The 15271-nt window shown below is 41.7% G+C and carries 10 protein-coding genes; 1 reads left to right on the forward strand and 9 read right to left on the reverse strand.

The features are described 5' to 3' along the window. Positions 1-85: 85 nt before the first annotated feature. The 4 genes from cfa to L7A31_RS14915 all read right to left on the reverse strand — a co-directional run bounded on the left by cfa (position 86) and on the right by L7A31_RS14915 (position 4379). Positions 86-1228, reverse strand: coding sequence for a cyclopropane fatty acyl phospholipid synthase (gene cfa / locus L7A31_RS14900; protein WP_237362564.1), 1143 nt, complete (start codon positions 1226-1228; stop codon positions 86-88). A 561-nt stretch (positions 1229-1789) separates the two neighbouring features. Beyond that, positions 1790-2941: an ABC transporter substrate-binding protein gene (locus L7A31_RS14905; RefSeq protein ID WP_237362565.1), complete on the reverse strand. Its 1152-nt coding sequence runs from the start codon at positions 2939-2941 to the stop codon at positions 1790-1792. A 172-nt stretch (positions 2942-3113) separates the two neighbouring features. Beyond that, complete coding sequence (locus L7A31_RS14910) at positions 3114-3500, reverse strand: response regulator (protein ID WP_237362566.1); 387 nt, start codon at positions 3498-3500, stop codon at positions 3114-3116. A 252-nt stretch (positions 3501-3752) separates the two neighbouring features. After that, a complete protein-coding gene (locus L7A31_RS14915; protein ID WP_237362567.1) occupies positions 3753-4379 on the reverse strand; it encodes a LysE family translocator in 627 nt (208 codons plus the stop codon). A gap of 649 nt (positions 4380-5028) precedes the next feature. Here L7A31_RS14915 and queF point away from each other — a divergent pair. Further along, positions 5029-5847, forward strand: a complete 819-nt coding sequence (queF, locus tag L7A31_RS14920; protein ID WP_237362568.1) for an NADPH-dependent 7-cyano-7-deazaguanine reductase QueF — start codon at positions 5029-5031, stop codon at positions 5845-5847. A 101-nt stretch (positions 5848-5948) separates the two neighbouring features. On the opposite strand, the gene alr is transcribed toward queF, so the two are convergent. From alr to cadB, 5 genes are all read right to left on the reverse strand, one after another. Next, entirely contained in the window at positions 5949-7169 is a 1221-nt protein-coding gene (alr, locus tag L7A31_RS14925) for an alanine racemase (RefSeq protein WP_237362569.1), read from the reverse strand. Between the two features lie 32 nt (positions 7170-7201). Further along, on the reverse strand, positions 7202-8833 hold the full coding sequence (locus L7A31_RS14930) for a methyl-accepting chemotaxis protein (protein WP_237362570.1): 1632 nt from the start codon (positions 8831-8833) through the stop codon (positions 7202-7204). Positions 8834-9162: 329 nt separating this feature from the next. Continuing rightward, a complete protein-coding gene (locus L7A31_RS14935) occupies positions 9163-10521 on the reverse strand; it encodes an amino acid permease (protein WP_237362571.1) in 1359 nt (452 codons plus the stop codon). Between the two features lie 263 nt (positions 10522-10784). Then, positions 10785-12920, reverse strand: a complete 2136-nt coding sequence (locus tag L7A31_RS14940) for a lysine decarboxylase CadA (RefSeq protein WP_237362572.1) — start codon at positions 12918-12920, stop codon at positions 10785-10787. A gap of 125 nt (positions 12921-13045) precedes the next feature. Continuing rightward, entirely contained in the window at positions 13046-14389 is a 1344-nt protein-coding gene (gene cadB, locus L7A31_RS14945) for a cadaverine/lysine antiporter (protein WP_237362573.1), read from the reverse strand. Between the last annotated feature and the right edge of the window lie 882 nt (positions 14390-15271).

Genomic DNA, 15271 nt, shown 5'->3' on the forward strand with positions numbered 1-15271 from the left:
ATTTGGGAAAGAATAGACAACCCTTTCCCTTCAAGCTCCAAAACGACCAATTTAAATTAGTTTCATTTTTAGAGATTGAAATTCTTTATCTAGGGACGCGAATACCACCTTCGACTCCATTTTTACTAAATAACACCTGCCACAGCTGAATATTCCTTGCCCTAAACGCGCCAGCGCATGAGCTTAGGTAGTAGTCGAACATACGGTAGAATCTAGGCGAGTAATTCTCTTTGATTTCTGGCCAGCTTTCTTTAAATCTTTCTTTCCAAGCCATTAATGTACGGTCGTAGTCTGGACCAAAATTGTGCCAATCTTCCATCACTAAAGACTTCTCACTAACGTGACTGATTTGTTCAATGGAAGGCAATACACCATTGGGGAAGATGTATTTATTGATCCAAGGATCAACATTCATCATGGTTTCGTTGCTACCAATAGAGTGAAGTAGGAATAACCCTTCAGGCTTCAAACAGCGAGACACAACATCAAAGTAAGTTTGGTAGTTTTTCGGCCCAACGTGCTCAAACATTCCCACAGAAACAATTTTGTCGAACTGCTCATTAAGGTCTCGGTAATCGCATAAACGGAGCTCAACAGGCAAGCCTTTGCAGCGCTTCATTCCGTATTGCTGCTGCTCTTTTGAGATAGTGACGCCTGTTACTTTTACTCCGTAATTTTTAGCAGCAAACTCACTAAGCCCACCCCAACCGCAGCCGATATCTAGTAATGTCTCACCCCGTTTTAGCTGGAGCTTTTCACAAATCAGTTTAAGTTTATCTTGTTGTGCCGTCTCTAAATCTTCAGCTGTTTTCCAATAGCCACAAGAGTACTGCATGTAAGGGTCAAGCATTCTCTCATATAGGTCATTGCCTAAGTCGTAGTGCTCTTCGCCAACAATCCAAGCACGTTTTTTTGTTTGCATATTAAATAGGCGAGATTTCAATACAAACATGATATCGCTGAGCCTGTCGGGACGTTGCTGATCGACTTCGTATTTAAGAAGGTAGTAAAACATCTGATCTAGATTCGCACATTTCCACCAGCCATCCATGTAGCTTTCACCTAACCCAATTGAACCTTCTACAAGAACTCTCTTGTAGAAGTCTGGATTAAGAACTTGAATGTCATAGCTTCTTGAGCCATTTAACTGAATCGGGGAGCTCGATAATATATCTGATATAACGCTTTCCCATTTGTTAATTGGTAAGTCGAGCGTACTAGTATTCATATTGGCTTTACCTCAACAATGTTGTCATTGTATTTATTTAACTATTAAACATTAGAAGGCTAGCATTTAAATTATTCCCGTTTATATATTGTATCCATTCAATCTACATCTACTATATTCAAACAACTCTACTTATATTTTTTCGGAATTTCTAAATCATTAGTTGGCATCATCATTCACATATTGATTAGATATAGCTTTGCTAGGTTCGTTCTAAGTGCACCCTATATTTCTAGGTAATTCGCATTGATGTTGAGTTTACTCAATGAGCCGCTGTAAGAAAGTACATATGCGAAAAAGTGTTTTCGAATATCTGCAACAATGGGATCTGAACTTAGTGAACACTACACCTTTCATACTAAAAGAGACAGTGTTCCACAAAGATTGGCTCTTCAACAATGGATGGGATCAGTATAATTCTTGATGCTTACTGGAATAAGTTATTTATATTTAATCACCTGTTAGATACATTAACAAATAATGAGCTTATTTAGGCGAGTATAAATCTTATAAAAAACTCATCAAAGAACCATACTCAAAAAAAACAAAATAACCTATCGGCTATTTTAGTTTTACATTTTCCAAATTAAACTGATACCTTTTAACTTTAGGGTTATAAACCTTAGAGAATTGTTTGAAATCTATTTTTCTCCAATCATTTTTACCAAAGTTTTGCAGATATGGCCCTATATTAGTTTCATCAAGTGCACTCATCTTGGTTCTAATTTGTAGTCCTAGAGTTTCATTAAAGTCTCTGCCGTTGTGGTAATCATGTATGAGGACCAGTGCCCAGCCTCCTTCCATGAAATGTCCACCCACTGTTGTTGTCATTTTTTTATTGGCAACGGCTTGCTTCCCTTCATTTGTCCAATCAATTCCACCGGAAACAACATGATCACTCGAGTGTTGATTGTGCGCCTTAACACCAGCTAGCGCGCCAAATGAAAGAAAGTCACTCGCGGCCCAAGCGACACTAATATTTGGGTAGCGCCTCATTAATGACGCTGTCTTCTGGCTGGCCATATCTGATGTCCAGTCGGTGTATACAACCTGCACTAACTTAGACTGTGGATTTTCTTTGATCGCATCTCTTAAACCATTGACTCTTTGCTCAGCGACAGCAGTTGCTCGCCCTCCCGTTACGGCTACCACTTCAATTGTTTTGCCTGAACCATCATTATTCAATTTTGCTCGTTCAATGAGTTTTTTACCTAGAAGGTATCCCGCGTATTTATCATCTGGGTACATCTTAGCAATCCAGTTTTTATACTTTCCCCTAGGCGCCCCTATTTCTTTATTGTCTTGTTCGGATACATCGGTGTTAATCGTCAGCACTTTGACTCCATTCTCCTCAGCAGACTTTAACATCCATGGTCCTATTCTATTTAGCAGTATCGCTACCAAATAATCTGGCCTATCATCAGACTCCATTTCTTCTTTTGCTATTTCTAGGTATTTGAACCTATCTTGAGATCTCGAATGCAACACTTTCAGATCGATATTCAAATCCTCTGCAGAGGCCTGCATAAAGGCGACAACTTGATCCCAAAACGGATCACCCGGTGGATCTGGGTTAATCATTGTCACTTTTATCGGTTCAGCAGCCCAAAGTGAGCTACTTACTACAAGCAGCAGACAACTCAAGCCGCAAAAAGCCTTTCTTAGCGACTTCAGAACATAAATAGGAAGAGACAAAAGATAGCGAGAGTCCATTCTTGCACCCTTTTCTTTATTGATATGTTTAATTATAGGTAGAGACTAGACTAGTTTTACACAACTTAAGACGAAATTTAGCGAGATTAGGAATCAAGCAATGAATAATGATCAGTGTTTAGCAGCAAACTCCTATCCGCTGGAAAAGAAGCTCATTCCGAGAAAAAACAACTTAGGTTACTGAGCCTAAAAATAGTCGAGCGGTGTTAACTAGCTCTTTGCTCAGATCCGCTTTATCAATAACCACATCGGCACCGAGTGAGTCAGCCACTTTCAACACTGATCCAGAGTCTGCATTTCTAAAACCACCCGACATTGCAATGATCGGCATTGTGTGGCTCTGTCTTAGTTGAGTAATTAACTCAAAGCCATCTATTTCAGGCATCATGACATCGGTAATGACCAAACTGTACGACTCCGTTTCAACTAGCTCTAAAGCCTCTTTTCCGTTGCTGCATAACCCAATATCCAGCTGTTCACCAAACTCCTTGTTTAAGAGCGTATTTACAAACAGTCGAATGTATCGATCATCATCCACAACTAAGGCACGTTGCTTCATCCAATACTCCTAATTTCCCTTTACTAATTTGATCTACCGGAGGCTGCAAAAACCTCTGTTCAATACTGCTATTGATAGTTTCAAGTATAGATAAATTTTTGAATTCCACATATTTAATAGTGGTTTATTGGAAGGAGGAATAGATACATTAAGGTAAAGCTGAATGCCTATACCAGCACTAGTGTGTTTTTTGTACAAAAACGCCGCTAGCGAAGACTAGCTGCGCTAATATAAGCATAATTGATCAGAAGGTTATGCAGCGGCTAGCCAAATGCCTACGCCAATCATTAATGTGCCTGCAATGCGGTTGATAAACCTTACGTTACCACTTTTATGCAAAAACTGGCTCAAATAGCGGCCACCTGTAGCGTAAAGCAATAGGCAGGTGAACTCCAAAAACAAGATGATACTCACTAAACTCATAACCTGCGGCACAACATGTGAACTTGCGCTGATAAAAGGTGGCAATAGAGCAATGAAAAATGCCCAACCTTTCGGGTTAGTCGTCGCCGTCATAAACCCTTGTAAAGCAAGCTCATAACGAGATTTACCCACGCTTGACGTGTTTTCTGATGATACCGCCATTTTCCCTTTAGAACGCCACAACTGGACGCCTAAATAGAGCAGGTATATTCCACCGAGAACTTTCATAACCGTGAATGCCATCGGGTAAAGTAGCATGACTGTCGCTGCCCCTGATACTGCAGCAATAGCGACTAAGCCAACACCAATAAGCTCACCATACATCATCCACATTGCACGTTTTACACCAACAGACATACCTAAAGTCATAGACAAGGTCATACACATGCCCGGAGTAATTGAGACGAAAAAAAATGTAGGTATAAAAACACCAAGTGTCGTTGCGCTAACAAACATAAGCAAGTATCCAGTAAAGTTAAAGCGACTGAAGCTATTACAGACAATTGTGTAACTAGTACTAAAGTCCACAAGAAAGTCTAATAATAAGCAACTTAAGTGGTCATTTTAGCTAGCTCAATAGCCTGTTTAGCCATAGTAGCCGAAATGTAACGAAAACCTCAAGAGTTAGTTAACAAATGTATTTATGGAAGGATTCTGCTTTCTCGTCAGAAGATAACGGATGCCGTCATGATTAAGGGGTAAGGTAAGCAGAAAAAATATGCGGCAAGCGAACTAGGGGGATGTTCACTCACCGCATCTGCAATAACACAACATAAGTTCCTACAGGAGTTAACATAAACTTTATATTCATAACGATGCTTACTCAACCCTATTTGTTTTAGATGATGATTCAATTTGTAAACATGTGTTTCATACGTAACTCAACCACTTACATAACGGAAGCAATATCACGAAATACCTTTTGTTACCTACACCATAGAAGGTCATTCATTTCTCGCTCACGATCAAGTCAACTCCCATTAGAAAGATATATCTGATGGATACCTTGCGCTATATGATTTGTTTTTCACTGCATTAAGTATAAAATGACGAGCTTTCAAAACTGCTAGTTCCTTAAACTTACAACGCTCTTAAAGGTATCCAAATGGACTATTCTAAGAATCTAGGCAAGAAAACCGAATACGTTTCAACTTATGCACCTAGCCTACTTGACCCAATTCCAAGAGCTGGCGGTAGAAGCAACATCAAACAATTTAGCGGTGAAAAGCTGACTGGATACGATCTGTGGACTGGCTACGAATTGTCTTGGCTGAACTCCAAAGGGAAACCAATGGTTGCAGTGGCTGAATTTACTATTCCTGCTACCAGCCCAAACCTTATCGAATCCAAATCATTTAAATTGTATTTGAACTCTTTCAACCAAACAAAGTTTGAAAGTGAATCGAAAGTCGTTGAAACACTGATAGCCGACCTCAGCAATGCAGCTGGAGGCGACGTAAAAGTGAAGCTATATAACGTCAGCGAAGCTTTTACTCTGCAAAACAGTAACACTGGATTCCAATGTATTGATGATTTAGACATCGAGGTAGACTGCTACGAATACAATGAAGACAGCTTGTTAGAAAGTGCTTCAGAGGAAGTAGTAGAAGAAAGCTTGTGTTCTCACCTTCTAAAATCTAACTGCCTTGTTACCAATCAGCCAGACTGGGGCAGTGTTTACATCAAATATACTGGTCAGGCTATTGATAAAGAAGCATTGCTGCGCTACATCATTTCATTCCGTGGCCACAATGAATTCCACGAGCAATGTGTTGAACGTATCTATACCGATATCAAACGTTGCTGCAACCCAGAAAAGCTAACCGTTTTTGCTCGATATACTCGCCGTGGCGGACTTGATATCAACCCATTCCGCAGCGATTTCGAAGAAACTATGTCGGTTGACCGAATTTTAAGACAATAGTTTTTGTCTTTATTGGCATAAAAATGGGGCCCCTTTCGGAGCCCCATTTTTTGTATATTTACTTATTTTTTCGACCACATCTGTCACGACATGAGTGCCAGTTAAGGGATATATACCCTTGGGTTTGCCGCTCCCCATACGGTGTATAGCTCAGGGAAGATAAGTTCAGAGTTTTCTTCCATTTCACTGACAGCAACCTTGGCATTTCCTTGTTGGCCAAACAAAACCACTTCCTCGCCCGCTGTTACACCTTTGATATCCGTAACGTCCACCATAGTCGTATTCATCGAAGTTTTACCCACGACTGGAGCACGTTGTCCATTCACAACGACGAAGGCACGATTACCCATTTTTCTTGGGTAGCCATCAGAATAACCTACCGGCAAATTTGCTAACACGCTGTCTCGCTTAGTTATGTAAGTGCTGTCGTATCCCACAGTGGAGTTTTTTGGAACAGAATGCAAAGAAGCAACACGTGTTTTAAAGCTCACAATTGATGGATACTCTGGGTTCGTTGGCAAATCACCGTAAATAACACCTCCTGGCCTAACCATATCCAACTGTGCTTCTGGTACGTTGACTGCTGTATAGGAATTAGCAACATGTAGTGTGACATCTTCACGTTTCAGGCCAGCATTCTCAATTAACCATGCTGAACTCTTTTGGAAGTGTCCTAGCTTATTACGAACTTCTTTCGCGTCATAATTCGGGAAGTGGGTCATAATCCCGACAATATCAATTCCATCATGAGTCGCGATTTTCAAAGCTTCCTGCTTGCCTGTTTCCGTGGTCATATCAATGCCGTTTCTAGACATACCACCGTCGTTAAGGGCTAAGTGTACTTTTATCGGACGATCTTTCTCTAGCGCCATTATGTGGTTTGCTTGATCGACACTTCCTATCAGCTCTTCAACATCTAAGTCCATGACTTCTTTAATTTCATGAATATCTGCCGAGCGGACTCGAATAAGCTGACCATCAAACCCAGCTTCTCGAACGGCTCTTGCTTCGGCATTGCTCGCGATAGCAATACATGGAACCTTCATCTCTAAGACCGTCGGCATTAACCCTTGAATGCCATTGCCGTAAGCGTCAGCCTTCATCACAAAACATATTTTAGTATTCTGGCTCAAGTGCTTGCGAAACTGGTCCATATTGTCTTTAAATTGTCCCAAGTTAACTTCCAGCCAAGCATTGGATTGTTGTACTTGCTGAATTGGAGGTGGAGATTCATCTAAGGCCAATGGCGCTGCCATTACTGCTTCACTGTTTGTTAGTGCGGCTGCGATGGCCATCGAAAGTAGTGTCGCTCGAATTTCCATATTTTCTCCCTGATTTTCCTTAAATTGATCCCTTAATTTAACTTGAACTTACCCATTGAACTCTGCAAAGACTGCGCAAGATCGCTCAGGACATTACATGCATTCGCCGTTTGTTCCGAGCCAGCGGATACTTCCTGTGAAGACATATGGATATTTTCGATATTAGAGCTCAATTCTTCAGCAACACTATCTTGCTGGTTGCATGCACTAGCTATTTGAGCCCCCATGTCGGCGATGCTTGAAATAAACTCTTCTATTGAACCCATTAGCTCTTGCGATTGATTACCTTGCTCTACACAAGTTTCAATTTGCTGACGAGAACGTTCAGTAGTCTCTTTTGCTTGACTTGCTATTGATTGAAGTTTTTCGATGATGCTTGTGATTTCACTGGTCGAATCTTGGGTACGCCCTGCAAGTGTTCTGACTTCATCCGCAACAACAGCAAAACCTCGCCCTGATTCACCTGCCCTCGCCGCTTCTATCGCAGCGTTAAGCGCCAGTAGGTTCGTCTGATCGGCAATATCACGAATTACATCCACAATCACATTGACCTGATTAGATTGCTGCTCAAGGTCGGAAACATTGTCGCCTGCCTCTCCGATTATCTGCGCAACATTTTGGATTGAATTGACCATGGCTTGTGTATTCGTCGCCCCTTCTTTCACTTTCACGTTAGCGACATTCGCTTTTTCTGCAGACTCTTCCGTTGTATGTGCTACATCTGCAACTGATGTTTTCATCTCAGTCATTGCCGTGGCTACTAGCGTGACCTGCCCTTGCTGATCTTGCATTTCTTTTGCGGAGCGATTCGATGTATCCGTCATTTCTCCAACAGCGTGACTTAGTTCGCGAACAACAGAGATACTTTGATTGATAAGTTCACGCAGGTTATCTTGCATTTCTGTAGAAGCATCAGCCAACTCGCCCAGCTCGTCATTACCTATAGCACTTCTATCTAATGATTTAGATAAATCACCTTTGGCAATGGCATTTGCTTGTTTAACAACTAATACCAGCGGTGAGCAGATGAGGCGCGTTAAGAAAATGGTCATCACTACCATTACAGCGATGATAATAATATTGATAATGATAGCCGTAGTATTTAGCCCATCAACGGTGGACAAAATGGTTTCGCGATTGCTCTCCATCGCCCCTTTCAGTATGCCTACAAGAGTATTTATGTCAGCTTCAATACTTTGGAAGTCTTTCAGCGAATTGGTTAGCAAGCTGTAAGCTGTGGTTTTGTCTCCTGCCAGCATCGCTTGATTGAACTTGGTCATCACATCGAGATATGCCTGCCACTTGGTTTCTAACTTCTTGTAGGTTTGCTCTTCCTCACCCGGCCACACTGTTTTTCCGTACGCTTTTAGGCTCTTATTTATGTCCTCTCGAATAGTTTCATTTCGCGCAACTGTAGTTTTTATCTTCCCTGCATCATTCATGGCGAAAACAGCAAACTGAGTCCTACGCCAGTAGGACATTTGGTCGCGAATATAGTCAACATTTTCAACTGCAGGAAGCGTATCGTCGGTGTAGTTGAGCAACTCAGCTTTAACGTTACCCATACCTTTTACAATTAAGAACCCAAACGTGAGGTTGAAGATGGCTATGACGACAAAGGCAAAAGCTATTTTTTTCCCTATCGATAAGTTCTTAATGTTCATAAAAGCTTCCTTTCAAAGACTTACAGGTAATTTCCATGCGAGAAAAATATGGATGGCCGTGCACATTACTATCTAAATACTCAATAAAAAGTAGGTAATATTTCGTTGAATAGCAAACACACTGCCATTCTTGTACTCGATATGAATAACGCTTTTACTCTAAAGAAACGCATCTAACACTGAGCCAGTGAGCGACTAATCTCACCTATCAGGAAGACTGAGAATGAAATGTTTCGGAGTTATTTGTAGGAGCTTGTGGGGGGGGGGGACCTGTAACCATAAAGAATGCCTCCAGCTAGCAAGGCATAGAGGCATCGGGGAAGTTTCAATTATTGATACGGTTCAGGTTTAAGCTGAACAAACGATTCTGATTTCTTGGACCAAATGCGATGCCCTAACATGATGGCGAAAAAGGCTATCAATGCACCATATTTAGTTAGCACATTAAACGTGGTCAGTTGCATTTCAAACGCCTGCCCTGCAATGATCAACGTGATAAATATCATTGAGATAATTGGCGCGTACGGGAACATTTTGGCTGTGTATTTAAGCTTGCTCGTATCGCCTTTTAGCTCCTTTTTTCTAAAGCAATAGTGGCTCAATGCAATGCTAAACCAAGCAATAAAACCGCATAGGGCTGAAACATTGAGGAGAATGGTAAATAGCTCTCCCGTTCCAGTAAAAGACGACAGAAAAACAGCAGAGCCAACAATAGCCGTTACAACAAGAGCATACACTGGCAAACCAAACGAGGTTGTCTTAGCAAAGAGCTTTGGTGCCTGGCCGTTCTCACCCATGTACCAAAGCGTGCGTGTAGACGAGTACATACTGGCATTTGCCGCTGAAATGACTGCAACCAGAACGATAAGGTTTAGTAAGTTTGTTGCAATTCCGGTATTAAAGTAGTGCTGAAAAACGAGTGTAAATGGACTCGACTCAACGCTACTCCCGTGAGCAAGGCTTGGGTCATTGAACGGAATTAGTAGGCTAATCAGTAATGTAGAGAGAATATAAAAGAGTAGTAATCTCCAGAATACGGTTCGAACCGCTTTCGGAATGTTTTTCTCTGGGTCTTTAGTTTCACCCGCGCTTATTCCAATCAACTCGCATCCTTGGAATGAAAAGCCAGCGATGAGAAATACGTGAACAAAACCTGAGAAGCCATTGTGGAAAGGCCCATCAGCAATCGTAAAGTTTTTGAGCCCTAAATGTGGCTGAGTCAGGACTAAACAAGCTCCTAACACAATAAAAATGATGATCACTGAGACTTTAAGCAGTGACATTATATATTCTGATTCACCAAACACTTTCACGGAAAACAGGTTAACACCAAGGATCAACGCGAAAAACAAGCCAGATACAAGAAGTGCTGGCGCTTCAGGAAACCAAAATTTGACGATGATTGTGGCAGCTGAAATTTCTGCTGCAATGGTAATCGCCCAGTTAAACCAATAGGTATAACCAATTGCGAAACCGAAAGAAGGATTAACGTAGTCAGTGGAATATTGGCAGAAAGAACCCGTTGTCGGACTGTGAGTTGCCATCTCTCCCAAGCTAGTAATGAGAAAAAACACCATGATAGCAATCAGGCTATAAGCTGCAATTGCTCCACCAGGGCCGGCAACGGAGATGGCATAACCACTCGCTAGAAATATGCCCGTACCGATTGAGCCGCCTAGGGCTATCATATTTAAATGCCTAGCTTTTAAGTTTCTTAACAACATGCTTGGTACCGCCGTCTGTTATCAATATCTACTCTTATGCATGTCTGAAAAGTGAGTAGAAAACAAGTAGGGCCACACGCCAACGAGAGAATGACAATGGCCCTTTTGACTATCTCATTAAAATGAATCGCTCATTGAAATGAGTTGCTAAATCAAATGGATGGCTCAATCACCTTCAATATCTTGTGGAGCAATATATCGAGCTAGTGATTGAGCAGCTATAAAGCTTAGTCTGCTAGTACTTTTACTGTGTAGCTTCCATCTTTTTGGCAATATAGGCCGTGGATATCTGTTTCGAAACCTGGGTAGTGAGCACCGATTTCACATAGCATTTGTAGGAAATCTAGCACTGGGCGAGACTCATCTGTCACCATCTCACCAGGAAGAACCAAAGGCACACCTGGAGGATATGGTAAGATCATGTTCGCACTTACACGACCAACTAGGTCACTCAAAGGAATCTCTTCCACACCACCATGCAACTCTTGTTGCCACGCTTTGTGAGGAGTTACTTTCATTTCAGGTAGCACGTCAAACGCTTTGAACATTAGCTCAGGTAAACGGTATTCCTTAACTTTGTTATGAATGCCTTGAGCAAGCTCTTGAATACGCATACCTTCATAGAAGTGAGGGTCTTCTTTGTATAGCTCTGGCAACATTGTGCGAATAGTTAAGTTCAAGTCGTAGCCACGTTTAAACTCAGTTAAACCACGTAGCAATTGCATTGCTTTAGACTTATCGATACCGATAGAGAATAGGAACAACAAGTTGTATGGACCAGTCTTCTCAACAACAATACCACGCTCATCTAGGAACTTAGCGACTAGAGATGCCGGAATACCAGACTCTTCAAGCTCATCGTTGCTGTTCATTCCTGGGGTAAGAAGAGTGATCTTGATTGGGTCCAAGTACATGTGGTCATCATCGATGTTCTTGAATCCGTGCCAAGTATCTTTTGGATCTAGTTTCCAGCACTCTGTTGAATCGATGTTTTCAGGTTGCCATACGTCGAAGAACCAGCTGTCACTTTCTTCTCTTAGCTGCTTGATTTCTTTACGGAAACGAATCGCACGATCGATAGAGTCTTGAACTAATCTACGGCCAGTGTTGCCATGCATCATAGCTGCTGCTGTTTCAGTTGAAGCAACGATACCGTACTGTGGAGAAGTCGATGTGTGCATCATGAATGATTCATTGAATGACTCTTGGTCAAACTCACCTTTAATGTGAATCATTGATGCTTGAGAGAATGCTGCTAGCAATTTGTGCGTAGACTGTGTTTCATAGAACACTTTGCCCGGCATTGCTTCACCACTCATACCACATTTACCTTCGTAAATTGGGTTGAAGTTAGTGTAAGGAACCCACGCACTATCAAAGTGGATGTGTTTACAATCTAGCGACTCTTTAATGTATTGAGTGTTATATAGAAGGCCGTCGTAAGTAGAGTTAGTCACTACTGCGTAGCGTGGCGCTGTTGCACCTTCAGTTTTAGCAACTTTTTCTGCAATCACTTCACGGCTGAATTCACTTTGTGGAATACCACCAAGGATGCCATATGCGTTACGAGTTGGACGGAAGTAAATTGGCGTCACATCGTTCATCATCATTAGGTGAGTCAGAGATTTGTGACAGTTACGGTCAACAAGTACCGTGCTTCCAGCTGGCGCAGAATACATACCAACAATCTTGTTCGAAGTCGACGTACCGTTAGTAACGATATAAGAGCTGTCAGCGTTGAAAGTACGCGCAATGTAATCTTCAGCTTCTTTGTGTGGGCCAGTGTGGTCAAGCAGTGAGCCTAGCTCTGGCATAGAGATAGATACGTCGGCTTTAAATGTGTTCGGACCATAAAAATCGTAGAAGATGCTACCTGCTGGGCTTTTTTGGAAAGCTGTGCCACCCATGTGTCCCGGAGTACAGAATGTGTATTTGCCTTCTTCAACGTACTTGAATAGTGCTTTCGTGAACGGAGGCATGATCGCGTCTTTATATTCTTCAGTCGCTTGGTTGATCTTGATAGCGATATCATCAGCCATGCCAAGAGCGTATTCGAAGAAGAAAACATTCAAGCGTAGGTCAGTCAAAGAAATATCAAGAGTAGACTGCTCATTTGCGAAAGCGTAGATAGGTAGCTTCTCATTAATTGCGTTGATTTCGCTACAAAGCTTAAGAGAGTACTTATCCCAGTCAAACAATGCACCGCAGATGCGAGGGTTCATTTCAATCATCTTGATTAGGTCTTTGTCGTCTACTGGATAAACAACTTCATAACCATTTTTTTCAAGTGCTTGATGTAGTTGACGAACTGGCTCTTCTTTGAAGAACACACCCATATGATTTAGTATTGCGAAAATTTTCATTTGGCCATCTCCGAGGCGAAGCAAGGCGCTCCTTACCGATGTCGGTAACAAGTTGGGTGAGCGCCTAGAGTAATGTTTGGGACGCTAGCGGCTAAATTGACGCCAGCATTTTGAATACGTAACTATTAGTGACTTGCCTGCATAGCATCTTGGTTTTCTGAGTGTTTAACGTACTCAGCAAGACCTGCTTTTTTGCAGTAGAACATCAAGATAACAAGTGAAATAATGAATGTTGCTGCAAGACTGGTGCTTTCCGCTCCGACTAGAGCAACCATGCAGAACACACAAGCAACACCTGAGAACAACATCACGAACGTGTTGCGAGTTGTCATGCCTTCAAAGCGAATCAAGTTAATGCTTGAGTAGAAGTAAGGAAGCATTGTTAGCAGTACTGCATCAGTCGTTAGCTGGTTAAACAAGCTAGCTGTATCTGCAACTTTTGAGCTGAAGACCATTAGCACAACCATTAGTGCAGTCATCTTAAGAGACGCGAGTACAAGACCTTTCTTAGCAATACCATTTTTGTCTGTTTCAGCGTAGATTTTCGGGAAGTTACCGTCTTGAGCAGTACGTTTACCTGCTTCACCTACCAACATCATCCAAGAACCTAGAGATGTGAAACATGCTAGTGCAGTAAACGCTGACACAAATGGTGCTGTCCAAGAGCCGAATAGCGCTGTTGTAGCAAGTGCGAATGGTGCACCTGATGAAGCAACTTGATGCGCTGGGAACATACCACTGATCATCTGAGTAGAAAGGATGTAAACAACACCAGCTAGTGCAGTACCAAGCATAGTTGCTAGTGGAACTGTACGTTTAGGGTTTTTAACCATACCTGTAGAAACTGCCGCAGATTCTACACCAACGAATGACCACAGACAGATAAGTACAGCCGAGATAATTGCGTGAGTGTTGCTACCTGAAGTAGTGTTCCAGTTGTGCATGTAAATTTCTGGACTGAAGTGAGTCCAACCAAAGAACGCAGTACCTAGAATTGGGATCAAGATTAATACAAGGCCTAAAGTACATAGACGACTAACCCAGCTACCACCTAAAAGGTTTACAAAAGTGAATATCCAAACTGAGGCAATTGTCGCGATGCCCGCTGCCATAGGATGATTCAAGACTGGGAAGAATACAGAAAGGTATGACACACCTGTGATAGCGATTGCTAGGTTACCAATCCAGTTTGCATGATAGTAAAGCACACCTGTTTGGAAACCGAATACTGGAGAGATTTCACCAGCGTAAGCGATAGGACCACCTTCTTGAGGGTTCTTTGTTGCTAGACGCGCATAAACAAACGCCAGACTCAAAGCACCAATTGCGGTGATAATCCAACTAAAGATAGAAATAGAACCTACTTCGGCTAAGCTAGAAGGTAATAGTGCAATACCACTACCCATCATGTTACCAGCAACTACGCCAGTACATGCTATCAAGCCAATTTTTTTTGCATTCGATGACATAACGTCTCCACATAAACTGAACGAGTGAAATCACTCAAAAAATAATTCAGTAGCGAGAAGCCGTCGGAAGCTGTTCCATCACCCCTCGCTATTCTATGCAGCGAAGATTACGCCCAAAATTCGAGAAAAAAATAAACTCTGTATTAACTATAAAATAATAACTAAAACATCACGATCTTGATATTTTTATAATTTAAAAATCCAAATTTTCAACTAGTTAACAGCATATCAAGAAAAATATAAATTCCGTGAATATGAAAAAGTTATCGATACAAAAATATCAAGATGCCTATCAGGGAAAGGCTCGCAGCTTAAATTGATCTAGCTCATTATTGCCACCTAAGAGTCGATATTTCTCGGCAGATCGCAGCAAGAAGACGAAGAAACCTTGATATAAAACTGATGAAAATGGCCTCCAAAAACGCTGTGTTTCCGAGTTTTAATTGCAACGCACCAAAAACACTTGCTTTGTATGTACATCTTTTCTGCATTTTACTGGCAATAGAAGATAAACCGGAGACAGACAACGCTTCAGTGAGCTTTGGGGAAGAGATATTCCAATAGAAACAAAGCAAGAGTAGCAGGGTAAGGAACATAGCCTAACCACTCACTTCACACCTCAGAATAAAGAAAGGCTAAAGGCCACTTCTGTGTGCTAAAAGAGCTTAGTTGTACAACTTTGGCAAAAAGCAAAGCCATTAGCCATGTCGCTAGTGAACTTTGAACTTTGATAGCTCCGAAACAATTCGTTTGAGGTTGAGGTGTTCAAATCGCTGATACTTAGATCACTAAGTTTATGCGGGTATCAAGAGGAAATGGGTAAATAGGAAAGAGATAAAAGTTCAGAGAGATGAAGAACGATTGAAGTGTGTGGTCAAGGCA

It is taken from the genome of Vibrio marisflavi CECT 7928, from assembly GCF_921294215.1.
In the GTDB taxonomy this organism is placed as follows: Bacteria; Pseudomonadota; Gammaproteobacteria; order Enterobacterales; family Vibrionaceae; genus Vibrio; species Vibrio marisflavi.

Coding starts and splice junctions, on each gene's coding strand:
- cfa (WP_237362564.1), bottom strand. CDS start 1,228: ATGAATACTAGTACGCTCGACTTACCAATTAACAAATGGGAAAGCGTT.
- cadB (WP_237362573.1), bottom strand. CDS start 14,389: ATGTCATCGAATGCAAAAAAAATTGGCTTGATAGCATGTACTGGCGTA.
- L7A31_RS14930 (WP_237362570.1), bottom strand. CDS start 8,833: ATGAACATTAAGAACTTATCGATAGGGAAAAAAATAGCTTTTGCCTTT.
- alr (WP_237362569.1), bottom strand. CDS start 7,169: ATGGAAATTCGAGCGACACTACTTTCGATGGCCATCGCAGCCGCACTA.
- L7A31_RS14940 (WP_237362572.1), bottom strand. CDS start 12,920: ATGAAAATTTTCGCAATACTAAATCATATGGGTGTGTTCTTCAAAGAA.
- L7A31_RS14910 (WP_237362566.1), bottom strand. CDS start 3,500: ATGAAGCAACGTGCCTTAGTTGTGGATGATGATCGATACATTCGACTG.
- L7A31_RS14915 (WP_237362567.1), bottom strand. CDS start 4,379: ATGTTTGTTAGCGCAACGACACTTGGTGTTTTTATACCTACATTTTTT.
- L7A31_RS14935 (WP_237362571.1), bottom strand. CDS start 10,521: ATGATAGCCCTAGGCGGCTCAATCGGTACGGGCATATTTCTAGCGAGT.
- L7A31_RS14905 (WP_237362565.1), bottom strand. CDS start 2,941: ATGGACTCTCGCTATCTTTTGTCTCTTCCTATTTATGTTCTGAAGTCG.
- queF (WP_237362568.1), top strand. CDS start 5,029: ATGGACTATTCTAAGAATCTAGGCAAGAAAACCGAATACGTTTCAACT.